Source organism: Rhodococcus sp. MPR-R1B (assembly GCF_058793255.1).
In genome coordinates this window covers 102,062-126,854 of record NZ_JBXAFO010000018.1, presented here as the reverse complement: position 1 = coordinate 126,854, position 24,793 = coordinate 102,062, and the positions used below count along the sequence as shown (strand labels likewise).

Annotated in this window: 13 protein-coding genes; 8 read left to right on the top strand and 5 right to left on the bottom strand. The window is 62.8% G+C overall.

The window, feature by feature from the left end; translation table 11 throughout:
- The 3 genes from AC1Q61_RS23060 to AC1Q61_RS23050 all read left to right on the top strand — a co-directional run.
- Nucleotides 1–12,301 (top strand): amino acid adenylation domain-containing protein (locus tag AC1Q61_RS23060; RefSeq protein ID WP_492654904.1); only part of this gene is annotated, 12,301 nt, incomplete at its 5' end.
- A gap of 86 nt (nucleotides 12,302–12,387) precedes the next feature.
- Nucleotides 12,388–13,410 carry an alpha/beta hydrolase gene (locus AC1Q61_RS23055; RefSeq protein ID WP_019748690.1) on the top strand — a complete coding sequence of 341 codons (1,023 nt, stop codon included), beginning with the start codon at nucleotides 12,388–12,390 and terminating at the stop codon, nucleotides 13,408–13,410.
- Nucleotides 13,411–13,512: 102 nt separating this feature from the next.
- Nucleotides 13,513–14,349: a helix-turn-helix domain-containing GNAT family N-acetyltransferase gene (locus AC1Q61_RS23050; protein WP_021334000.1), complete on the top strand. Its 837-nt coding sequence runs from the start codon at nucleotides 13,513–13,515 to the stop codon at nucleotides 14,347–14,349.
- A gap of 10 nt (nucleotides 14,350–14,359) precedes the next feature.
- Here AC1Q61_RS23050 and AC1Q61_RS23045 read toward each other — a convergent pair whose 3' ends face one another.
- From AC1Q61_RS23045 to AC1Q61_RS23025, 5 genes are all read right to left on the bottom strand, one after another.
- Nucleotides 14,360–15,826, bottom strand: a complete 1,467-nt coding sequence (locus AC1Q61_RS23045) for an FAD-dependent oxidoreductase (RefSeq protein ID WP_092763535.1) — start codon at nucleotides 15,824–15,826, stop codon at nucleotides 14,360–14,362.
- A gap of 87 nt (nucleotides 15,827–15,913) precedes the next feature.
- On the bottom strand, nucleotides 15,914–16,375 hold the full coding sequence (locus tag AC1Q61_RS23040; RefSeq protein WP_021334001.1) for a carboxymuconolactone decarboxylase family protein: 462 nt from the start codon (nucleotides 16,373–16,375) through the stop codon (nucleotides 15,914–15,916).
- Complete coding sequence (locus tag AC1Q61_RS23035; protein WP_019748686.1) at nucleotides 16,372–17,316, bottom strand: NAD(P)-dependent oxidoreductase; 945 nt, start codon at nucleotides 17,314–17,316, stop codon at nucleotides 16,372–16,374. The genes AC1Q61_RS23040 and AC1Q61_RS23035 overlap by 4 nt, the downstream gene beginning before the upstream one ends.
- Complete coding sequence (locus AC1Q61_RS23030; protein WP_007728639.1) at nucleotides 17,313–18,062, bottom strand: SDR family oxidoreductase; 750 nt, start codon at nucleotides 18,060–18,062, stop codon at nucleotides 17,313–17,315. The genes AC1Q61_RS23035 and AC1Q61_RS23030 overlap by 4 nt, the downstream gene beginning before the upstream one ends.
- Before the next feature lie 60 nt (nucleotides 18,063–18,122).
- Nucleotides 18,123–19,589 carry an aldehyde dehydrogenase gene (locus AC1Q61_RS23025; protein WP_084325648.1) on the bottom strand — a complete coding sequence of 489 codons (1,467 nt, stop codon included), beginning with the start codon at nucleotides 19,587–19,589 and terminating at the stop codon, nucleotides 18,123–18,125.
- A 243-nt stretch (nucleotides 19,590–19,832) separates the two neighbouring features.
- On the opposite strand from AC1Q61_RS23025, the gene AC1Q61_RS23020 reads away from it, so the two are divergent.
- From AC1Q61_RS23020 to AC1Q61_RS23000, 5 genes are all read left to right on the top strand, one after another.
- Nucleotides 19,833–20,690, top strand: coding sequence for a mycofactocin-coupled SDR family oxidoreductase (locus AC1Q61_RS23020; protein WP_019748684.1), 858 nt, complete (start codon nucleotides 19,833–19,835; stop codon nucleotides 20,688–20,690).
- A gap of 136 nt (nucleotides 20,691–20,826) precedes the next feature.
- On the top strand, nucleotides 20,827–21,393 hold the full coding sequence (locus AC1Q61_RS23015; RefSeq protein WP_024487471.1) for a TetR/AcrR family transcriptional regulator: 567 nt from the start codon (nucleotides 20,827–20,829) through the stop codon (nucleotides 21,391–21,393).
- Nucleotides 21,390–22,595: a cytochrome P450 gene (locus tag AC1Q61_RS23010; protein ID WP_019748682.1), complete on the top strand. Its 1,206-nt coding sequence runs from the start codon at nucleotides 21,390–21,392 to the stop codon at nucleotides 22,593–22,595. Before AC1Q61_RS23015 ends, AC1Q61_RS23010 begins: the two co-directional genes overlap by 4 nt.
- Complete coding sequence (locus AC1Q61_RS23005; protein ID WP_019748681.1) at nucleotides 22,595–23,401, top strand: SDR family oxidoreductase; 807 nt, start codon at nucleotides 22,595–22,597, stop codon at nucleotides 23,399–23,401. Before AC1Q61_RS23010 ends, AC1Q61_RS23005 begins: the two co-directional genes overlap by 1 nt.
- Nucleotides 23,398–24,792, top strand: a complete 1,395-nt coding sequence (locus tag AC1Q61_RS23000; protein WP_492651082.1) for a cytochrome P450 — start codon at nucleotides 23,398–23,400, stop codon at nucleotides 24,790–24,792. Before AC1Q61_RS23005 ends, AC1Q61_RS23000 begins: the two co-directional genes overlap by 4 nt.
- Nucleotide 24,793: the final 1 nt, after the last annotated feature.

The following is a 24,793-nucleotide window of genomic DNA, read 5'->3' as shown; positions in this document are numbered from 1 at the left end:
GGTGGTGGTCGATGAGGTGGTGGTGTTGGAGGGGGTGCGGAGGTCTCTTCCGGGGTTCATGGTGCCGTCGGTGGTGGTGGTGTTGGGGGAGTTTCCGGTGACGGTGCATGGGAAGTTGGACCGTAAAGCCCTCCCGGACACTGATTTTGCGAGCGCTGCGTTTCGGACTCCCGCCACTCCTGCCGAAATCGGAATCGCCCGTGCTGTTGCCGACGTTCTCGGTCTCGACCAGGTGGGTGCCGACGACAGTTTCTTCGAACTCGGCGGGGATTCCCTCAGCGCCACTCGAGTCATCGCCCGCATCAACGCCGCATTGCACACCAATATGGGGGTCAATGCACTGTTCGACGCCCCCGTGGTCGCGGACCTGGCGGCCTCGATAGATCCAATCGACTCCGCGCCGGGCGAGCCTGGACTCGAGGAAGCTACTCGTGTGCCCATCACAAGTAGGGCACGGCCAGAACGTATTCCGCTGTCGTTCGCGCAATCGCGGATGTGGTTCGTCAACCAGTTCGACACGTCGTCTCCGCTCTACAACATCCCCGTCGCACTACAACTGGACGGGTTCCTGGATTCGGGTGCGCTCCAAGCCGCGCTGGGTGATGTGGTGGAACGGCACGAATCCCTTCGAACGATCTTTCCTGCGTCCGCAGACGGGCCCTACCAGGTGATCGCCGAACCCGCGGTCGCTGCTCCTCGAATCCACCCCGTGCCGATTCCCGGCGAGGGGCTTTTCACGGACTTGCGCGCGTTCTTCGACATCGGATTCGATGTGTCCGAAGAGTTCCCGCTGCACGTGAGGCTACTCCGAACCGGACCGGAGCAGCATGTACTCGCGATCGTTGTTCACCACATCGCCGCAGACGGCTTCTCGATGGCACCACTGGCACGCGACCTGATGAGTGCATATACCGCGCGCACGCAAGGTCGGAGCCCGGACTGGGTGCCGCTGCCGATTCAGTACGCCGACTACACCCTCTGGCAGCGTGAGATCGTCGACGCAGACGTTGGTCCGGAAACTTCGCCCTCGGCCGAATTCGATTATTGGACAGCGAAGCTGTCGGGTATTCCGGACGTCTTGCCGCTCCCTCTCGATAGACCACGAACCTCGAAACGGTCTGCCGAGGGCGCGGTGGTTTCGATGGACTTCTCGCCCGAGATCCATCGAGCTTTGAACGAACTCGCACACCAGAACGGTTCGTCTCTGTTCATGGTGATGCATGCGGCTCTGGCGGTATTGCTGGCACGGCTCACTACAGCGGACGACGTAGTGATCGGGACTCCGGTCGCAGGTCGCGGTGCATCGGTGTTCGACGATGTGGTCGGGATGTTCGTCAACACGCTCGTCCTTCGCACACCTGTCTCATCCGGAGCAACCTTTGCCGAGGTGTTGGCCGCGGTGCGGTCAACGGATCTCGGTGCTATGGACCATGCAGACATCCCCTTCGAGAGGTTGGTGGATTACCTCTCGCCCGACCGTTCCACCGAGCATTCACCTCTGTTTCAGGTACTCCTCGAATTCCAGACCGATACGGGACTGCGCTTCGACTTGCCGGAACTGACGGTTCGCTCGCTCGACGTCGATCTCGCGGTTGCGAAATTCGATCTGCAACTGAGTGTGGTGGAGCACGTCGACGAGCACGGTGAGCCCGCTGGTATCAGCGCCGGTTTCCGTTATGCAACAGATATTTTCGATCGAATGTCGGTGGCGCGCATCGCGGCGCGCTTCGAAAGAGTAATCGGCGCCGTGACCGAGAACCAGTCGGTGGTCGTCGGTGATATCGACATGATTCTGGCCGGCGAACTCAGCGAGGTGCTGGTTGCGCCCACGCCCTCCGGCGCCGGAACAGACGAGGATTCGTTGTCGGATCTCTTCGATCGCACGGCGCTGACGTCCGGTGATGCCGTGGCGGTGCGCTGCGGCGGATTGTCGGTTACATACCGCGAACTCGACGAGCGAGCAAACCGCCTCGCTCGACTGTTGGTGGCGCAGGGGGTGGGGCCGGAAACCTTGGTGGCAGTCGCGATGGCCCGCTCGATCGACCTGATGGTGGCATTGCTGGCGGTGGTGAAGGCGGGTGGCGGATACGTACCGGTGGACTCGACTTCTCCGGTAAACCGGGTGGACTTCGTGCTGCGTGACGCCCGGCCGAAGTGTGTGTTGACCACCCGGGCCGACGGCGACTACATACGAGACAGTGACGCAATCGCAGACAGCGAGATTCCAGTGACTGCGGTAGACGACCCGGTGATTCTCGATGCGCTGCACAGGTTTTCTCCGCTTGCGGTGACCGACCGAGATCGGCTGCTACCGCTCCGACCCGAATCGGTGGCCTACGTGATCTACACCTCGGGGTCCACCGGGCGCCCGAAGGGGGTGCAGGTTTCTCACCGCAGCGTAGTGACGTTGCTGGCAAACACCAGAGCGCTCTTCGGCTTCGACAGCGGCGATGTGTGGACGATGTTCCATTCGGAGGCATTCGACTTCTCGGTCTGGGAAATGTGGGGCGCACTCGCACACGGTGGCCGACTGGTACTGGTCGACTACTTCACGGCCCGTTCACCAGAGGCATTCCTCGAATTGCTACGGCACGAACGTGTCACGGTGCTCAATCAAACTCCCACCGCCTTCTATCAATTGGCGGAAGCCGACCGGCTTACCGGGGGTGCGGCCCTGTCATTGCGCTACGTGATCTTCGGCGGAGAAGCGCTCGACTTCGGACAGTTGACGCGCTGGTACGCCCGTCGCGGGACTTCGTCACCAGATCTGGTCAACATGTACGGCATCACGGAGACCACCGTGCACGTCAGCCATTTACCGCTCGATCGTGTGCTGGTGCGTCAACGATCGGCCTCGGTGATTGGTCGGGCGTTACCCGGATTGCGTGTGTATGTGTTGGATCAGCGGTTGCACCCGGTGCCGCCCGGTGTGGTGGGTGAACTGTATGTCTCCGGTGATCAGGTTTCACGCGGATACCTCGGTCGGTTCGGTCTGACGTCCGCGCGGTTCATTCCCGACCTCGCGGTCAGTGGTGCGCGTATGTATCGATCCGGTGACCTGGGGCGCTGGAACGACAGCGGGCAGCTGGAGTACCTCGGACGAAACGATCTGCAGGTGCAGGTGAAGGGGTACCGAATCGAACTCGGCGAGGTGGAGGCTGCACTGCTCTCCGGAGTGGGCGTGTCTCAGTCGGCGGTGGTAGCCCGCAGAGACCGGTTGGTGGGCTACGTGGTGCCGGAGTCCGGTGCCACTATCTCTCCGGCGGCGTTGCTCGAGTATGTCTCACAGAGGTTGGCGCCCCACATGGTCCCCGCTGTCGTGACGGTTCTCGAGGGTTTGCCGCTGACGGTGAACGGAAAGCTCGACCGGAATGCATTGCCTGAACCTGACTTCGGGCGACAGGCAACCGTAAGTCGTGGCCCCGCGTCCGCGACGGAAAACATCCTTGCGAGTCTGTTCGCCGAAGTTCTGGGACTCGAGGAGGTGGGGGTCGACGATTCGTTCTTCACTCTAGGCGGTGACTCGATCATGTCCATCCAGTTGGTGACGCGCGCCAAGTCTGCCGGAGTTCTGATCACACCGCGCGAGGTGTTCGAACGCAAAACTGTTGCGGCGCTGTCCGAGACGGCCGGAACGCCTGGCAACCGTGTCGTCGTCGACGAATTACCTGGCGGCGGCGTCGGTGAGATCGAATTGACGCCGATCGTCGAATGGATGCTTGACCGTGGTGGAGATTTTCGCCGGTACTCCCAATCTGTTCTGCTCTCGGTTCCTGCCACGCTCGACGAGGTCACGCTGACACTGGCCATGCAGGCTGTGCTGGACCACCACGACATCCTCCGCGCAGGCATCCGGGCGACGCATCATCCTGAATCCGCTCGGCGGATGGACGTTGCGCCTGTAGGTACGGTGCGGGCGGAGACCGTCGTACGCCACGTGAGCCTCGGGGGTTCTGCCGCGGAGACGGTCTCGACAGAACTCGACGCAGCTCTGGGGCGGCTCGACCCGGAGGCAGGTGTGATGGTGCAGGCAGTCCTGCTCGACACCGACGGGCAGATTCAAAAGGACCGGCAGAGCCGGAAACGGTTGCTACTGGTAGCGCACCACCTCGTGACGGACGGTGTTTCCTGGCGAATCCTGATCCCCGATCTTGCACTTGCTTGTGCGCAGGTGCAATCAGGCGTCGACCCGTCACTGGCTCCGGTCGGGACCTCGATGCGTCGATGGGCACGTGGCCTCGTCGACGCCGCGCGCGAGCCGGATCGGGTTGCTGAACTCGACTATTGGCGAGAGGTGCTCGCGGGTCCAGATCCGGCTCTGGGTGTGCGCGCCCTGACGAAGAGGGACACCGCCTCGGCCACCACTGACATCGAAGTACGAGTTCCCACGGCATTGACCGAGGCCGTGTCGACGACAGTGCCGCAGGCGATTCACGGGAGCGTCGAGGACGGATTGTTGACGGCTTTGGCTCTTGCGATGGTCCGCTGGCATAGGGAGCGCGGGATCGACAATCCGGAGACATTGATCAGCCTCGAGGGACACGGACGCGAGGAACAGGTGGTTCCCGGGGCAGATCTTGCTCGCACAGTGGGATGGTTCACGTCGATCTTCCCGGTGCGGATCGATCTGAGCGGAGTGGATCCGAGCGACGCCTTCGCCGGCGGTCCGGCTGCGGGCGTCGCCGCCAAGGCCGTCAAGGAACAACTCCGGGCGGTGCCGGACCGCGGCATCGGCTTCGGGTTGCTGCGCTATCTGAACCGCGAAACGGCACAGACACTTTCGCAACTTCCGGAGCCCCAGATCAGTTTCAACTACCTCGGACGCGTCGGTGGATCCGAGGCCGACGCTTCAGCGGGATGGGTACCGATCCGCGACGAGAACTTGCGGACGGTTACGGCCGTCGATCTCCCACTCGCCGGCGTCCTCGAGGTCAACGTGATGACCGTCGACGACAGCGACACCGACAACAGTGATACCGAGGACGGCCCGCAGCTCGTTGCCAGCTGGACGTTCCCACCGGACATTCTGGGCGCGGATGACGTTCGGCAACTGGCGCAGTGGTGGCTCGACGCATTGGTCGGGCTCGGAGAGTACGCGACGGACAGCGGCGGATTCACACCCTCGGACTTCGATCTGGTCGATCTTCGACAGGACGCGGTCGACGACCTCGAAAGCCGGTGCCCCGACCTGAGCGACGTCTGGTCGCTCTCTCCATTGCAAGCGGGGTTGTTGTTCCATGCCGAACTTGCCGAACGATCGGTCGACGCATACCTCGTACAAGTGGCTCTCGATCTAGCCGGCGCAGTCGATTCGGAGCGCCTGCATCGCGCCGCCGACGCGCTGCTCGACAGGCATGAGAACCTGCGTACCGCCTTCCTTCACGGCGCGGACGGCCGTGCCGTCCAGGTGGTCCGAAGCACCGTGGCAGCGCCGTGGCAGGAAATCGACCTCACTGGTGCAACAGATCAGGATCTTGATCGAGCACTGGCGGAGGACCGAGCGCGCCCGTTCGACATGGCGCAGGCGCCGTTGATCAGATTCACGCTGATTGCTCTCGCCCCCGAAAAGTTCACGCTGGTGCTCACCAACCATCACATCCTTCTGGACGGCTGGTCCATGCCACTGCTGATCCGGGAGTTGGCGACGCTCTATGGCGCTGACGGTGAAGTGGCGGCCTTGCCTCACGCGCGCGCGTATCGCGACTATCTGACCTGGATGAGCCGCCGCGATCAGCAAGCTTCTCGAGCTGTATGGGCGAGGACGCTGAGCGGAGTCGAAGGACCGACGCTGTTGGCTCCGGCGGTTCGATCTCGTCGACTCTCCACCATGGCGGCCGAGTGGGTGTTCGATCTGGACGAGGAGTTCACAACCTCACTTCGCGGGATGGCGCGTGAACTCGGGCTGACGATCAACACAATTGTTCAGGCATCGTGGGGGATCGTCCTCGCTGCACTGACCGGGAGAGACGATGTGGTGTTCGGAGCGACGGTGTCGGGTCGACCTCCCGAGCTGACCGGGATCGAAACCATGATCGGGCTTTTCATCAACACAATTCCGGTCCGAATCACTCTGCGCCCGAGAGAAAGTATCGGCACACTCCTCGCGCGGATCCAGGCCGAGCAAGCAGAGCTGTCGGATCATCACTATCTCGGGCTTTCCGAGATCCAAGTAGCCACGGGGCCGGAGACCGGATTCGATACGTTGACTGTCTTCGAATCGTATCCCGCTGACCGTCAGGGCCTTTCGTCCGATACCGATATCGCGGGGATCCGGATCATCGATGTCGAAGCCAAGGACGCTGCCCACTACCCGCTCAGCCTGGTGGCATCGGTCGACACCAGACTCCGCCTGAAATTCGAGTACCTACCCGAGGTTTTCGGTGCCGCCGACATCGAAGAGATCGCCGGACGACTGCATCGTGTACTCGAAGCGTGTGCCCAGCCGGATCGCCCCTTGGCTGTGGTGTCGGTGCTCGCCCCGTCCGAACGTGCCGAATTGGTGCCGGCCCGTGGCACGGCTGGTGGGTCGTCGCGCGTCTTCCCGGAGATCTTCGATGCGGCAGCCCAGCGTGATCCGAACGCGCTCGCCGTGGAATCGGCGGACGGCAGCCTGACCTACGGCGAGCTGGACATCCTCTCCAATCGCATTGCTCGCGTGCTGGTCTCGCGAGGACTGGGAACCGAGGACTACGTAGCAGTCGGTGTCCCACGTTCTCTCACGTCCGTGGTGTCGATACTTGCCGTCGCCAAGACGGGCGCTGCATTCGTGCCGATCGATCCCGCCTATCCCGACGAGCGGATCAATCACATGCTGATCGATTCGATGGTCAGCTTCGGATTGACCACCACCGCGGGCCGAGATCGATTGCCCGATATCGCGGAGTGGCTGATTCTCGACGATCCGCATTTCACGAAGAAGTGCGAGGAATTCTCGGGGAGCCCGTTGACCGACAACGACCGACTCCGTCCGATCGGGTTGGATTCAGCTGCTTACGTGGTCTACACCTCGGGGTCGACCGGCGTGCCCAAGGGAGTCGTGGTCACACAGCGAGGGCTCGACAACTTCGCCCGAGACCAACGCGAACGCTACGGCGCAACTCCACAATCACGCACGCTGCACTTCTCCACTCCGAGTTTCGACGGGTCGCTCTTCGAATATCTGCAGGCTTTCGGCGCCGGGGCGACGATGGTTATCGCTCCACCCGGGATCTACGGGGGCGAGGACCTGGCGCAGCTTCTGGCCGAGCACTCCGTCACGCACGCGTTCATCACCACGGCGGCATTGGCAACGGTGGACCCGGCTGGGCTGGAACAACTTTCGGAAGTCGTATTCGGGGGCGAGGCGTGCCCACCCGATCTCGTCGCTCGCTGGGGACCTGGCCGCCGCCTGTACAACGCGTACGGACCGACCGAAGCAACGATCATGTCCAACGTCAGTCCGCCCATGACCGCCGGGGAACGCATCACGATCGGTGGACCTGTCAGTGGCGTCAGTGAACTGGTGCTCGACGCTCGACTTCAAGCGGTTCCCGTCGGGGTCCCCGGCGAGCTGTATCTGGCCGGACCAGGCGTGGCGCGGGGATATCACCGAAGGCCGGGGTTGACGGCAGAGCGCTTTGTTGCCAATCCGGCCGACCCAGGAACGCGGATGTACCGCACCGGCGACATCGTGCGATGGACGGCGGACATGTGTGTCGAGTACGTCGGGCGAAGCGACTTCCAGGTCAAGGTTCGAGGCTTCCGTGTCGAACTCGGTGAGATCGACAGTGTGCTGATGTCGGAGCCCAACGTCGGATTTGCCGTTACGGTTGCCGATTCCGCCCCCACCGGAGACACCCGACTCGTGTCGTACGTCGTGCCCACCGCGGGTCGACTGGACACCAGGCTCCTGATTCGCGCCGTGGCCCGGCGCTTGCCTTCGCACATGGTGCCTGCCGTTCTCACGGTGCTGGAGAACATACCATTGACCGCTGTCGGAAAAGTTGACCGTTCGGCATTGCCCAGACCCGAAATCGAGACGACCACAGGGGATTTCCGTCCCCCTGTCGGCCCGGTCGAACAGGCAGTGTCGGACGTGTTCGCCGAGGTGCTCGGCCTCGAACGAGTCGGTACCGACATCAGTTTCTTCGAGCTCGGTGGAAATTCTCTGAGCGCCACTTCGGTCGCGGCGAGGCTACGGGCGGTGCTCGGAGCTACCGTCGGCGTGCGGGACCTGTTCGAGATGCCGACGGTGGCCGAGTTGGCCACGGTGATCGATCAGTCGGTCGCCGAACGGTCGGAGCGACTGGAACCGCGCCCCCGACCCGACAACATCCCCTTGTCGTTTGCTCAGCAGCGGATGTGGTTCGTCAATCAACTCGACACCAGTTCTCCTGCTTACAACATTCCGCTCGTGGTGCGGTTGAGCGGTGAACTCGACAAACCGGCCTTGAGATCAGCGATGTCCGATGTCATCGCCCGCCACGAATCGCTGCGAACGATGTTCCCGGTCCACGGCGACGGACCGGTCCAGCACATCGTGCCCACCGAAAGCGCCGCGCTCCCACAACTGGCCGAGACATCGGTGACCGACGAACATCATCTCCGTGACGAGCTTGCCCGAATGGTCTCGGCCGGTTTCGACGTCGCCGCACGAATTCCCCTGCGGGCAGCGTTGTTCACCATCGATGAGCGCGAACACGTACTTGCCGTAGTGGTGCACCACATCTCGGCTGACGGCTTCTCGATGTCTCCACTGACCCGAGACGTGATGATTGCATACGAGGCCCACGCGTACGGCGGGGAACCCCAGTGGACGCCGCTTCCAGTCCAGTACGCCGACTTTGCGCTCTGGCAACGGGAGATTCTCGGCTCCGGCGACGACCCTGGGTCGGTGATCACCGAGCAGTTGGCTTACTGGCGACGCGCACTGTCAGGCGCTCCCGACCTCTTGGAACTTCCCCTCGATCGAGACCGGCCGACACAACAGAGTTTTCACGGCTCGCGGATTCACTTCTCGATCAGCAGTGATCTTCACCGCCGTATCCGAGGCGTGTCGAGGCAGCAAGAGTCCACTGCATTCATGACTGTGCATGCAGCGCTCGCGCTCTTGCTGGCACGTTTGGGCAGCACCGACGACATCGTGATCGGAACGCCGATCGCCGGCCGGGGAGATCGTGCCCTCGATGATCTGGTGGGCATGTTCGTCGGCACGCTCGCACTGCGCACACAGGTCGACCCGGCTCAATCGTTCCGGGAGTTGGTTGCGCATTGCCGCGAAGTCGACGTCGCCGCGTTCGCGCACTCCGACGTTCCCTTCGAGCGGGTAGTGGACGCGGTCGGGCCGAAACGGTCGAGCGCCTATGCACCGATTTCCTCGGTGTCGCTGGAATTCCAGAACAACGATCGGCCGATTCTGAAGCTGGCGGGACTGGAAGTCCGCGGGATCGACCCAGAACTCGAGGTAGTGAAGGTAGACCTGGAATTCCTCCTCGCCGAAGAGTACGACGATCGCGGTGCACCGGGAGGGATGAGCGGAGCCGTCGACTTTGCCACCGATCTCTTCGACCCCGGTACGGTCAGCGGGTTTGCCGACATGTTCGTTCGTGTACTCGAGGCCGTGACCCGGAATCCGCAGGTACCGATCGGTGACATCGATCTACTCGGCGATCTTGAACGTCGCGAGTTGACGCCGGCGCATGGGCTCCCCGAAGTACCTCCGAAATTGTGGCCTGAGTTGTTGGCGGACGCCGTGGCGATCGATCCGGACTCGGTGGCCCTGTCGCTCGAGAACCGGCAGCTCAGTTATCGCGACCTGGACGAGTGGTCGAATCGTGTTGCCCGGGAGTTGTGTGGTCGCGGTGTGGGCCCGGAGACCTTCGTGGCACTGGGAATGCCTCGCTCGATCGAATCGGTGGTGGCGATCTGGTCGGTGACCAAAGCCGGAGCGGCTTTTGTGCCTGTCGATCCGGCCTATCCGCGCGAGCGCGTCGAATACATGCTCGCCGATTGCCGAGCCTCGCTCGGTTTGACCGTTCAGTCCAGCCGAACTCAGCTACCCGACGTTGTTCCCTGGCTGGAACTCGACGACCCACACTTCGCCCGGCGGGTAGCCGCGCTGTCGCCGGAACCGATCACCGATGACGATCGAACCGGTGAACTGAACCTCGATCATCCGGCCTACCTGATCTACACCTCGGGATCTACCGGGAAACCCAAGGGAGTGAACATTACTCATCGAGGTTTGGCGAGCTTCACGGCCGAAACTCGTGAGAGGTTCGAGGTCACTCACGACTCTCATGTCTCACAGTTGGCATCGCCGAGTTTCGACGCTTCCATCTTCGAGTTGACGATGGCATTCAGCGCCTCGGCGCAAGTCGTGATCGTTCCGCCTGCTGTGTACGGTGGCGCCGAATTGGCCGATGTTTTCCGGCGCGAGCAGGTCACTCATGCCACCATTACACCGACCGCGCTGGCGGCGTTGGGGGACAACGGTTTCGAGGCGCTCCGTGTTCTCGATCTGGTGGGCGAGGCCTGCCCGCCGGAGGTCGTCGCGCAATGGGCGCCGGGTCGGAGGCTGCACAACGGCTACGGCCCGACTGAAACCACCGTGCAGGCGAGTGTCAGCGATTCGATGAAACCCGGTGCGGGAGTGAACATCGGCTCGCCGGCAGTGGGCTTCGGCTTCCTGGTGCTGGACGAGCGTTTGCAGCCCGTACCGGTGGGCGTGCCGGGGGAGTTGTACATCATCGGCCCAGGTATGGCACGTGGGTACCATAATCGGGCGTCGCTCACGTCGGAACGATTTGTCGCTTGCTTGTACGGATCGCCGGGGCGCCGGATGTACCGCACCGGAGATGTCGTACGTTGGCGTGAATCCGGCGGTGACAGTGCCAAAATCGTTGGGTCCGGCGATGGAGTGCATCACACACTCGAATACATCGGGCGCAGCGACTTCCAGGTCAAGGTCCGTGGTTTTCGGATCGAACTCGGGGAAATCGATGCAGTTCTCTCACGCCATCCGTCGGTGGACTTCGCCGCGACTATCGGCTACACGGGACCGTCGGGTGAAACGGTCCTCGTGTCGTACGTGCGTGCGTCAGCTGCCGACGCCTCCGACAGCGACGAGATACGGGCGTACGCAGCCGACCGACTTCCCTCGCACATGGTTCCGTCGGCAGTGGTACTTCTCGAGCGGATTCCGATGACACCGGTGGGCAAGCTCGACCGAAAGGCTCTACCGGAACCCGAATTCAGTTCGGCTGCAGCCGAGTTCCGCGAGCCGGTCACCGACACCGAGCGCGCCGTGGTCGACTCGTTTGTCGAGGTTCTGGGTGTCAGCCGGGTGAGCACTACCGACAGCTTCTTCGACCTGGGCGGGTCCTCCCTGGTAGCCACCCGAATCGTCAGCGCACTGCACTCCCGTTTCCAACGCAGAATTCCGCTTCAGTGGATGTTCCTCGACCCGACACCCGCTGGAATCGCTCGACGCCTCGACATGCCGACAGTGGACGCCGGCATGGAAGAGCTTCTCGCCGTGGTTGTTCCGCTGCGGACAGAAGGAAGTGGGCGACCGCTGTTTTGTGTGCACCCTGGTATCGGCCTGTCCTGGGGGTACGCCGGCTTGGTGCGGTATCTGCCCGAGGACCGACCGGTGTACGGACTTCAGCTACCCGCACTCAGCGACGACGGTGACTATCAGTCGATCGAACAGTTGGCGCATCGCTACGTCGAAGAGATGGAAGCCGTTTCGCCGGACGGGCCGTACGACTTGCTCGGTTGGTCCCTCGGCGGAGTCATCGCGCACGCCATGGCCGTCGAACTGCAATCGTCCGGCCGCGAAGTTGCCACACTGACGATGATGGACAGCTACCCCGACAACGGCGATGCCTCTGCGTCAGCCGCACTCGACGTCCGAGACCTACTGCGAGGACTCGGCCTCGAGATCGAGACCGACCGAGATCTGACCTTCGACGAGGCGGCGGTCGTGCTGGCCCGGAGGCTCGGGCCCGAGACGGGAGTCGACGGTCGGGACCTCGAGCGGATTGCCAGAGGGTACGAGACTTCGCAGAGAATTACGCACCAGTTCGTTCCCCAGATATACGAGGGAGACCTGCTGATCTTCCCGGCTGACGGAAAAGACGACACGATTCCGCGGGAAAGGTCGCCACAGGAATGGCGTCCGCTCGTGACGGGCCGGATCGTGGAGGTACCGGTGCGATGCGGACACAACGAGATGATCGAGGCACCGGCCATGGCGGTCATCGGACCGGAGATGGCTCGGGTGCTCTCGATGTTTTCCGGATACTCCGAACGGGCATGACAACTTGAAGCCACCGAGCCGCACGCCCGTGAAGCGAGCGCCACCGAGCTGTTGCCGGGCACCGCAATCGAGCACGAGGAGCGGCAATGAGAAGGATCGGACGTACTCGGGCGATACTGGTCGTCGCCCTCGTCGCATGGACGGGATTGTTCGGTGAAGCGGCGCTTGCCTCGGCTGATCAGGCGCGAACATCCCCTCCAGGTGGTTCAGCTCTCGATCACGTCGAGGAAATCAACGCCCGTCAGCTGACGATGTATGTCTACTCCGCTGCAATGGACAAGGTGATCCCACTCGAGGTGATTCGGCCGGCAGACACGAGTGCGCCCCGGCCGACTCTCTACCTGCTCAACGGCGCGGGCGGAGGCGAGGACACGGCGACGTGGCAGACACGCACAGACGTCGTCGACTTCTTCGGCGACAAGAACGTCAACGTCGTCAACCCGATCGGCGGTGCCTACAGCTACTACACCGACTGGGAGAAGCCCGATCCTGTTCTCGGGCTGAACAAGTGGACCACGTTCCTCACCGAGGAGTTGCCACCGATCGTCGATGCCACGCTCGGGACGACGGGTGTGAATGCCGTTGCCGGATTGTCGATGGCAGGTACCTCGGTTCTGAGCCTGGCCGAGGCGGCGCCATCCGTTTACCGTGCCGTCGGTGCTTTCAGCGGGTGCGCCGAGACGAGTACTCAACCCGGTCAGGACTACGTGAGATTCGTGGTCGGATTCCGCGGCGGCAACGTGGACAACATGTGGGGTCCTCCCGGCGGTCCGGGCTGGGTAGCCAACGATCCTGTGGTCAACGCCGAGAGATTGCGGGGCGTCGACCTCTACATCAGCAATGGATCGGGCCTGCCCGGCCCACACGAGAATCTGGGCGGACCGATGGTCAACGGCGACCTCGGCGTTCTGGCGAACCAGGTGATCGTGGGTGGAGTCATCGAGGCCGGGACGAACCAGTGCACCCAGCGTTTGGCCGAGCGGCTCGACTCCCTGGGCATCCCGGCCACCTATGATTTCCGGGCAACCGGCACTCACTCCTGGGGTTATTGGCAGGACGATCTTCACAACTCGTGGTCGATGATTGCCGAGTCGATCGGTGCGCGTTAGCCGGTGAACCCGAGGATCGGCGGCTGAGTTGTTTCTCACTTCGGGGCCCGCTCGCCCCACCTAGCCGACCGAACTGCAGGTCAGCGGCGTTATAGTCGCCACATGAGTTCAGAAACACTCGCGCCCCTCGACACCGATGTACTTGCGCGCAGGTTTGCGTGCCTTGGTGATCCGACGCGGCTGCGAGTGCTCCGACTCGCTGCCGGCGGTCCGATCGACGTCGACACGATTGCACACGCCGCATCACTCGCGCCGTCGGCGCTGAGTGCTCACCTCGAGGCCTTGATCGAGGTCGGTTTTGTCGAGGCTTCGGTGCGTGAAGGCACTTCGGTTGTCAGTGTTGCCGGAACGGCATACTCCGATCTGATGGCAGCGGCCGCCGTCGTGGCTGCGCGTGGCCCGGTCGAAGACACACTGGGAGTTCTTCCCGACGATGTGGTGCTGCGCCGCATGGAATCCGGCGACTGGGATGCCGTGCGCTCGATCTACCGCGAAGGAATCGACACCGGAACCGCGACGTTCACCACGTCGGTGCCGTCAGCCGAGAAGCTCGAAGCGCAATGGTTGCCCGATCATCGATGGGTCGCCGAGATCGACGGCCGAGTCGAAGGCTGGGCGAGCCTGAGCCCGGTGTCCTCGCGTGATTGCTACCGCGGGGTCGCCGAGAACTCCATCTACATCGGTAGCGGCGCTCGCGGGCGCGGCGTGGGCAAGCTGCTGCTTCGCCGACAGGTGCAAGCCGCCGACGCCAGCGAGATCTGGACGGTGCAGTCGTCGATCTTCCCGGAGAACCGGGCGAGTGTCGCCTTGCATCAGGCCGTCGGATTCCGAATCGTCGGCACTCGCTCGCGTATCGCTCAACTCGGTGGCAGGTGGCGTGACACATTGTTCCTCGAACGTCGCAGCGAGGACGCTGACATTGAGGACGCTGACATTTGAGAAGAGACACTCAACCCTTGGCAGCGCTGATTCCCGCGCGTCGCCCGTAGAAGCTGCCGTCACCGAGGGACGTTCCGGAGGCGTATCCACCGGCGCAGACGCCGGCGGTGCAGCGTCCAGCGGCAAACAAACCCGGGATCGGTTCGCCGGAGACGTGGATGACCTCCGAGTTGATCGACGTGCGCAGGCCGCCGAGCGTGAATCCGGCGGTGAAATTGCGAAGATCGAGCGCAGCGACGGGTGAGCCGATCGGCTTGACCCACTCCTTCTTCTTACCGAGTACCGGGTCTTCACCACGGGCGGCGTGCCGGTTGTAGACCTCGACGGTCGACTGAAGGGCGCCTTCCGGCAGGCCCATGTCGGATTCGAGTTCCTCGACGGTCTCGGCCACCCACTTGGGCTGGAATCTGAAGAACGGTGTGGAACTGTCGGCGGCGCAGCCCTCTTCGTAGGAAGCTTCGTCGATGATCAGGTAGGCCTGATTCTCGTTGCGCAGCAGCGTCTCCTGGCCGATTCTTCCCGGATACGTGTCTTCGTTGACGTAGCGCTGGCCGCGTCCGTTGACCAGAATGCCGCGGATCATCAACTGGGGGTCGCCGAAGAATGCGACCTCGGTTGCGTCCATGTGTGCGAGGTCGGCCCCGAGTGCCTGCGCCATCTGGATGGCCTTGCCGTCGTGCTCTTCGATAGCCGCACCGGGGCGCCCGATCAGCCGTGGGGCGTACGACTGGATCATCGCTTCGTTGTAGGCGAAGCTTCCCGTCGCCAGTACGACACCCGTGCGTGCTCGAACTGCCACTTCCTTGCCGTACTGCTTGGCGATGATGCCGACTACTCGATCGCCGTCGACGACCAGACGCTGGACTCGCATGTCGTATTCGGCTCGTACACCGAGGCTTTCGGCCGTCTCGATCAGTGGCTTCATCAACATGAAACCACCGCCCTTCTCCCCGGTGCGCTTGCCGCTCATCTGCGGCACGTGCCCGCGAGGGGCCGGTGTCGCGATCGTGTTGAACGGTGCCGAGTTCTCGCCGCCGGAATACATGAGTCCGTCGTCGAAGGGTGTTTCCCAGCCGGGTTGGCCGTAGAAACTCTCCTTGAACGGCACACCGTTGTCGACGAGCCAGTTGTAGTGCTCGACACTGCCTTCGCAGTAGTCGGTGATCTTCTCCTCGTCGGCGCCGGGACCGAGTGCGGCCATCATGAACGATTTCATGTTGGCGGGGGAGTCCTCGAACCCGAGTGCCTGCTGCAACGGGGTCCCGCCGCCCAGATAGATGAATCCCCCTGCCAGCGCGGCAGCGCCGCCCCAGCCGCTCGTGCGCTCGAGCACCAACACGTCGGCGCCCGCTCGCGCGGCCTCGATCGAAGCACTCACTCCGGCAATGCCGTAGCCGGCGACGACGACGTCAGCCTCGAAGTCCCACTGCTCGATGCTTGCGGCGGACTGCGGACGGATTGAGCTGGCCTCGGCCATGGATTCGGATCCTTCGTTCTTCTGGTTGGTTGGTGGGGGAATCGGTGGGTGTGATTGATGCCCTGATGGCAGTATCTCGACCGAAAGTCAGTCGGTGTCCGTTTTCGCGGAATCGGCCGCGGCCTTCTCCTTGGCGCGCGCGGCTTTACGTCTGTCGGCCTTCACAGCGATCAGCGCATTGTTGAGTCCGGTGGCCAGCGGCCAGCCGACGTAGTGGCACAGGAAAATCGCGGCCTCTTCGAACTGCTGCTCGGTCAACTCCTCGTTGTGGAGAGCAGCGTTGATCTGGATCTTTGCCACATCGTTCTGCCCCTGGGCGGTGATGGCACCGATCAGGAGTAGTCGTCGGTCACGCACCGACAGTCCCGGTCGCGTCCAGATGTCGGCAAAGAGGTGGTCCGCGGTGACCGCGAAGAAGTCGCCGGGAACGTCGGCGGGAAGCTCCCAGCCGTACACCTCGTTCATCTTCGCGACGCCACGAGCGCGGGTCTCGGAGATGCGGCTTTCGTCGGTTCCACCGGCATCGGTCATGTGAGTGGTGTCGGTCATGCGTGCTCCCGAGTAGTAGATGCCGAAGATGCCGTTGAAGGTTCGGCCGGCCTGTCTTCGCTGTCATTCCCGACGCCCAGACCGGCACCGAGTCCGGCGAGCGCAAGGTGCGCGAGCGGCAGGTCGAGATTCAGCCGATCTCCGAGGTCGATGGCCAAGGCCAAGTCCTTCTCCCCGAGATTGCGAACATGCCGCAGTATCGAGAACCACGGGTCGTCCTCCGAGACCGGTGCGGTGGTGTCGCGGAGCATGATCGCGCCCGCGCCACCAGTGATCGCATCGGTGTGCCTGACGACCTTTCCGAGCGTGCGGAGATCGAGTCCTGCTGCTTCGGCGAGTCGCGCGGCCTCGGTCGTGGCGGTGAACGAGACGAAGTGAAGAAGGTTGCGTGCGAGCTTCATTCGCGTTCCCGCGCCGACGTCACCGGCGTGAACCACCAGCTCGGCCCAGGATCCGAAGGGCTCGCGGACGGCTTGGAACGCCTCGTCGGAGCCGCCGATCATCACTGCCAGCCTGCCCTGCGCTGCGCCGCCGGCACCGCCACTGATCGGCGCGTCGACCAGCAGAACACCACGCTGTTGACAGATGTCAGCGAGTTCCACCGCCGTGGTGTCCGAGATAGTGGAGTGAATCGCGACGACAGTGCCTGGCTGTGCGGTCGACAGGATCCCGTGCGGCCCGCACACAACCTCGCGTACCTGCGCGTCGTCGAGCACCGTGACGGAGATGATGCTCGCCTGCGCTGCAACGTCGGCGGGCGTCGATGCTGCGCTCGCGCCCGCAGTGGTGAACGGCTCGAGCGCTTCTGCGCGGGCATCACACACCACCAGTCCGCCCGGCCAGTCCAGGAGGCGCTGCGCCATCGGCGCGCCCATGTTGCCTAGGCCGATGTATCCCAGTCTGGTTTTCGAAGCGCTGGCTTTCGGCGCCGATTCCGTCATGACCGGTACACCTGGCCTCCGTCGACGTTGAAGATCTGCCCGGTCACCCAGCCTGCGTCGTCGGAGAGAAGGAACAGGCACATGCCGACGAGATCCTCCGGCGTTCCCATGCGCTGCAACGGGATTCGCTTCACCATGTCCTTGACGATGTTGCCGGGGGTGACGGTTCGAGTCGCCTCCGTGTCGATGGGACCGGGAGCGATGGCGTTGATCCGGATGTTCGACCAGCCGAGTTCGGTCGCGAGTTGTTGTGTCAGGCTGTTGACGCCGGCTTTCGCGAGTCCGTAGTAATTCGAGTACAGCCAGGCTGCTGTGGAGGACTGGTTGACGATCGAACCGCCCTTCGCGCGCATATGAGGTACGACCGCCCGGCACACGTGCAAGGCGCCGTCCATGTTGACGCTCATGAACTTTCGGTAGTAGTCCCAGTCCACCGTCAACAGGGAATCGATCTTCATTCCGCCGTAGATGGCAGCGTTGTTCACCAGATGCTCGATGCTACCGAACTGCTCGATCGTGAAGTCGGCAAGTGCCGCAGTCGACTCCCCGTCGGCGACGTCGACGTCCTTGAACACGGCACTTCCACCGTCCGCCGTGATCTGCTTGGCGACAGCTTCACCGAGTTCGCGATTGAGGTCCGCCACGACCACGTTGGCCCCCTCCGCGGCCAGAGCGCGGGCATACGCCTCTCCGATACCCTGCGCTGCTCCGGTGACTATCGCGGTGCGACCGTCGAAACGTCCCATGTCGACCTACTTTCGTGGTGATGATTCTGTGGTGAGGGTGTGGGGTGAGGGTGTGGAATGTCAGGAAGGTGAAGCGACGAGCTTGGTTTCGAGGTATTCCTCGAAACCGGCGAGGCCCATTTCGCGGCCGATCCCGGATTGTTTGTAGCCGCCGAACGGTGCGTCGGCCGAATACCAGACGCCGCCGTTGACGCTCAGCGTTCCGGTTCTGACACCGGCAACGACGTGCGCGACGCGATCGGGATCGGCGCCCCACACCGACCCGGACAGGCCGTAGGGGGAATCGTTGGCAATCCGGATAGCGTCGTCGTCGTTGTCGTACGGAATGATCACGAGAACGGGCCCGAAAATCTCCTCCTGCGCTACGCGAGACGAGTTGTCCAGCCCGGCAATGAGAGTGGGTTCGACGAAGAAGCCGCTCTGGTGATCGTCGGGTCGGCCTCCACCCGTCACGATCGTGCCGCCCTCTTCGACCGCGAGGGCGAGGTAGCTCTCCACCCTGGCGCGCTGGCGCGCGGAGATGACCGGACCACACACCGTTCCGCGCGCGCTGGGGTCACCGGCTCGGATACCCGCCATCGCGGCGGAGGCCGCGGCCAGAGCATCTTCGTACCGAGCGCGCGGCACGAGAAGTCTGGTACTGAGTGCGCATCCCTGACCGGCATGAACGCACACGGAGAACGCGGCAACCGAGCATGCACCCTTGATGTCAGCGTCGTCGAGGACGATGAATGCGGACTTGCCCCCGAGTTCGAGGAAGACCTTCTTGAGGGTTTGCGCGGCCGTGGCCATCACCGTGCGTCCGGTGGCGGTGGAACCGGTGAAGGACACGAGATCGACGCGCGGATCGCTGCACAGCTGCGCGCCGAGAGAGTGGTCTGTCGACGTCACCACGTTGACGACGCCCGCCGGGATCTCGGTTTCTTCTGCAATCACCTTGGCGACAAGCGCGGCGCACCAGGGCGTGTCCGGCGCGGGTTTGAGAACGATGGTGTTGCCGGCCGCGAGGGCGGGGCCGAGTTTGGCGAAATTGATCTGGTGCGGGAAGTTCCACGGTGTGATTGCGCCGACGACGCCGACCGCTTCCTTGAGCAGTCGGCGATGGGTCGGAATCCCCATGGGTGACGCGTGCCCGAGATCTTGTTCCCACGAATAGGTTTCGATCAGATCGGCCCAGTATCGAAGATCTTCGATCGGGCCTTCGAGTTGCGGACCGCTCGTCAGCATGACGGGTGCGCCGACCTCGGCGACGGTGATCTCACGCAACTCCTCGATGTGAGACTGGAGTGCGTCGCACAGTTGGCGCAGGCAGCGAGCGCGAAACCCGTGATCGCGTGCCCATTCGGTCTCGTCGAACGCACGGCGCGCAGCGGCAATGGCCGCGTCCATGTCCGCGGTGGTGCCTTCGGCCGCACGGCCGATCAGTTCCTCGGTGGCCGGGTTGAAAACTTCGAAGGTTCCACCCGATCCGGGAACCAGCTTTCCGTCGACGAGAAGTGCAGAACTGTCTGCGGGTCGAAGCGTCATAACGCGAACCCTCTCTTTCTGGACATGTGTCTGGACTCTAGTTCACACTCGTGGTTGAGGCAATGGTTTCTGGGGCATAAGAGATTTCGAGAGCGTCTCGGGATCTGCTTCGGTGAAAAGCGCCTCGTGTCCGGGGCGGCGCGGCTACGGTTCACCGCACATTCACATCCACGCCTTCACATGCACGCCTTCACATCCACGCTTTCACATGCACGCCTTCACATTCACGGGAGAGAGGTCGAAATGAACAGAGTTGACGGAAAAGTGGTGCTGGTGACCGGTGCTGCTCGAGGTCAGGGGCGCAGTCATGCCGTTCATCTCGCACGGGAGGGCGCGCACATCATCGCCTTCGATCTGTGCGCAGACATCGCCAGCAACGAATACCCGCTCGCCAGTCCTGCCGATCTCGAGGAAACGGCTCGACTGGTGAAAGAGACCGGACAGCAGGTGGTGACGGCCCGTGTCGACGTCCGCGATCGCGCCGGACTCGAAACGGCACTTGCCGAGGCGGTAGGTCAGTTGGGCGGATTGCATGTCGTCGTGGCGAACGCCGGTATCTGTCCGCTCGGCAAGCACGTGTCGACTGCCGGTTTCGTCGACGCGTTCGATGTGAACTTTCTCGGTGTCGTCAATACAGTGCACGCGTCGATGGAATACCTCGGCGAAGGGGGTTCGATCATCGCGATCGGCTCTGTTGCCGGTCTGGTGCCACAGACCGGATTCAACGGGCAGCAGGCGCTCCAGGGTCCGGGTGGCGACGGATACGGACTGGCCAAGAAGCTGATTCAGGCATATACCAGTTCGTTGGCACTGACTCTCGGGCCGAGTTCCATTCGCGTCAACGCGATTCATCCGACCAACGTGAACACCGACATGTTGCAGAGCATGCCGATGTACCGGACGTTCCGTCCCGACCTCGAGAATCCGACCGCCGAGGATGCGGCAGTGACGTTCCCGTTCATGCAGGCGATGCCGACCCCGTGGGTCGAGCCCGCGGACATCTCGCATGCGGTCGTGTACCTGTCCTCGGACGAGTCGCGATTCGTCACCGGCCAGCAACTGCGCGTGGACGCTGGTGCCGGGATGAAGATCGGTCTGTAGTAGAACTTTTCGCTTCGTGGCTGCCTGTGAGTGGTGAATTTTCGAAGTTTCCCCATTTCGTTGCCCTGGACAGGGCGCTGTAGTAACGTCCAGACACGTGTCCAGCAAACGGGGCGATTCAAGTGGCGGGGGATCGATTGTCTATGAATCCACTCGCAGGCGCCTCACGGGCAAACAGGCGGAAACTGTGGCCAGGCTTGCCGAAGCAACAGTGAAAGTTCTACGCAAACAAGAGTTTTCCGGACTGACTGTCCGTTCGGTTGCGGCCGAAGCGGGTGTAGGAACTGCGACCGCCTACACGTATTTCGCGTCCAAGGAGCATCTGGTCGCAGAGGTTTTCTGGCGAAGACTTCAGAACTCGTCGGCGCCTGATGGCTCAGGGTTGGATCGCACCGCGCACGTGCTGTCTGTACTTCGAAACATCGCGCTGCTTCTCGCGGACGAACCGGAGGTATCGGCCGCCGTGACCAATGCACTGCTCGGATCCGATCCTGAAGTGGAACATCTTCGCGGGCGGATCGGACTCGAGATCCATCAACGACTCGCTTCGGCGCTGGATCCGAATGGCGAACCCGAAGTGTTGGAAGCGCTCGAAATGCTTTATGCCGGGGCGCTTCTGCGAGCAGGGATCGGCTACGGAACCTACGCGCAAATCGCTGGACGCCTCGAGGCCTCAGCTCTACTGATCCTGGAGAAATCATGACAGAAGCTTTGATCGATCCGGTGGTCTTCAATCCGTACGACTACCACTTTCACGACGATCCGTATCCGACGTACAAGCGTCTGCGCGAAGAATCACCGTTGTATCACAATCCGGACGTTGGCTTTTGGGCGTTGTCGCGATATGCGGACGTGGTCGACGGATTCAAGGACAACAAGCGTCTCTCGAGCGCCAACGGGGTATCGCTCGACCCCGCAGCCTACGGTCCACACGCACATTATGTGATGTCGTTTCTCGCGATGGACGATCCCCGCCATATGCGGTTGCGCCAGTTGGTTTCTCGCGGATTCACGCCGCGACGGGTTGCGGAGCTCGACGGCCGGATACTCGAACTCACGAAGCAACATCTGGTACCTGCGTTGGGCGCGGGGGAGTTCGACTGGATTACGGAGGTGGCGGGAAAGCTGCCGATGGACGTCATCTCCGAACTCATGGGGGTTCCCGAACCCGACAGAGCCGAACTGCGGCGAAAGGCGGATCTGGTGGTGCATCGAGAGGCGGGTGTTCTCGACGTGCCGCAACCTGCGGTGGAGGCTTCGATCAGTTTGATGGGCTACTACAAGGAGATGATCGCGCAGCGTCGCCGATCGCGGACGGACGATCTGACCTCGGCCTTGCTCGATGCCGAGATCGACGGAGACAAACTCTCGGACCAGGAGATCCTCGGATTCATGTTTCTGATGGTCGTGGCCGGAAACGAGACCACGACCAAGCTTCTCGGAAACGCTCTGTACTGGGGTTCGCACCACCGGGAGCAGATCACACCGGTTCTCGACGATCCCGAACGAGCCTCGGAGTGGGTGGAAGAGACTCTTCGCTACGACACGTCGAGCCAGATCGTGGCTCGGACTTCGGTTGTCGACCTCGAGTATCACGGACGCACCATTCCGGCGGGGGAGAAGGTCCTGCTCCTGATCGGATCGGCCAACCGAGACGCCGACGTCTTCGAGGATGCCGACAGCTTCCAGATCGGCCGGAGTTCGTCGGGAAAACTCGCGAGTTTCGGTGGTGGCGTGCACTTCTGTCTCGGTGCCCACCTTGCCAAGCTCGAAGCCAAGATCGCCCTCGCAGAGTTCGGGCGTCGGGTCAGCGACTACGAAGTCGACGAGTCCGGAATCGAGCGTGTTCATTCGACAAACGTCCGGGGCTTTGCGGCCCTGCCGGTGAAAGTGCAGGTGCGCTGATGCCTCGTTTCGAACCCAATCCACTTCGCCGGCCGGCATTGATCAGTGGTGCATCCTCGGGAATCGGCACCGCTACTGCGTATGCCCTGGCCGAACTCGGCCATCCGGTTGCGCTCGGTGCGCGTCGAGTCACCGAATGCGAAGCCATCGCCGAGAAGATCCGCAGCAATGGTGGCGAAGCGTTTGCCCACTTCCTCGACGTCACGGACGGTGATTCGGTCGACGGATTCGTCTCGGCCGCAGAGGCAGTCCACGGTCCCACCGAAATGGTCGTCTCCGGTGCCGGTGACCTCGAATTCGGGGCTGCGGACGAGATGGATCCAGAGGCGTTTTCACGGCAGATCCAAGTCCACCTCGTTGGTGCGCAGCGATTGGCGCATCGCGTACTCCCCGGCATGAGGCAACGACAGCGCGGTGACTTCGTACTGATCGGCTCGGATTGTGCCGAGCGCCAGCGTCCACTCATGGGTGCTTACGACGCGGCCAAGGCCGGGCTCGAAGCAATGGGGCGCCAGATGCGAATGGAGCTCGAAGGAACAGGCATTCGCGCGTCGATCGTGCGACCCGGGCCGACACTGACCGGCATGGGGATGGACACGACGCCGGAGATCATCGGACCGGTTGGGGAATCGTGGAGTAAGTGGGGGTTCGCCCGCCATGGTTACTTTCTGCGCGCCTCGGACATCGCCAATGCCATTGTCGCCGTTGTGTCGGCGCCGCGAGGAGCACACATCGTGCTCGTCGAAGTTCAGCCCGAGGCACCACTGGACAAACTTCCCACTGCGAACTCACAGGAGACGACATGACGCACGGAGTGCAGGAGACGTCGCGAACACTGCCCGAGCCGCCGCGGGTGTCCGGCGGGGATCTCCCGCACGGGCATCTCGAGGAACTGCGAACCGACCCGATAGCGCTCATGCGCCGGGTGCGTGAGGAATGTGGTGACGTCGGCGCCTTTCAACTTGCCGACCGCACAGTGATCCTGCTGTCCGGAGCTGAGGCAAACGAGTTCTTCTTCCGCTCCACCGACGAGGATCTCGACCAACAAGCGGCTTACCCCTTCATGAAGCCGATATTCGGTGAAGGCGTCGTCTTCGATGCCAGCCCGGAGCGGCGTAAGGAGATGCTGCACAACTCGGCTCTGCGCGGCGAACAGATGCGTGGGCACGCCGCCACGATCGGCCGCGAGGTCGAGGCGATGGTCGCGCAGTGGGGAGACGAAGGCGAGATCGATCTGCTCGACTTCTTCGCCGAGCTGACCATCTACACCTCGTCGGCGTGCCTGATCGGCAAGAAGTTCCGCGACGAACTGGACGATAGCTTCGCCAAGCTGTATCACGAGCTCGAACAGGGAACTGATGCATTGGCTTTCGTGGATCCGTACGCGCCGATCGAGAGTTTCCGCCGCCGCGACGAGGCCCGGTTGGCGTTGGTCGCTCTGGTACAGGACATCATGAACGGGCGCATCGCGAATCCTCCGAAGGGCAAGGAGGACCGCGACATGTTGGACGTGTTGGTCTCGGTCAAGGACGAGAACGGCGACCTCCGGTTCAGTGCCGACGAGATCACCGGCATCTTCATCTCGATGATGTTCGCCGGCCACCACACGACTTCCGGCACGGCAGCGTGGTCGCTGATCGAGATGTTGCGGCATCCCGACACCATGACGGACGTCGTCGACGAACTCGACAATCTGTACTCCGACGGCGCCGACATCAGTTTTCATGCCCTGCGCCAGATTCCGGTTCTCGAGGCCGTGGTCAAGGAAACCCTTCGACTGCATCCGCCGTTGATCATCCTGTTGCGGGTGGCACGTGGAGATTTCGAAGTGGGCGGCTTCGAGATCCGAGAGGGCCATCTTGTCGCTGCGACGCCCGCGATCTCCAATCGAATCGCCGAGGACTTCCCCCGACCGGACACCTTCGATCCCGGGAGGTACATCGACCCGAATCAAGAGGACATCGTCAACCGCTGGACGTGGATTCCGTTCGGAGCCGGCCGGCATCGCTGCGTCGGTGCTGCATTCGCCCAGATGCAGCTCAAAGCGATCTTCTCGATCCTGCTGCGGGACTTCGAGTTCGAGATGGCGCAGCCGTCGGAGTCCTACCGAAACGACCACAGCAAGATGGTCGTCCAGTTGCAGCAGCCGTGCACGGTGAGGTACCGGCGCAGAACACGTCCCGGGCGTGAGGGGTGAT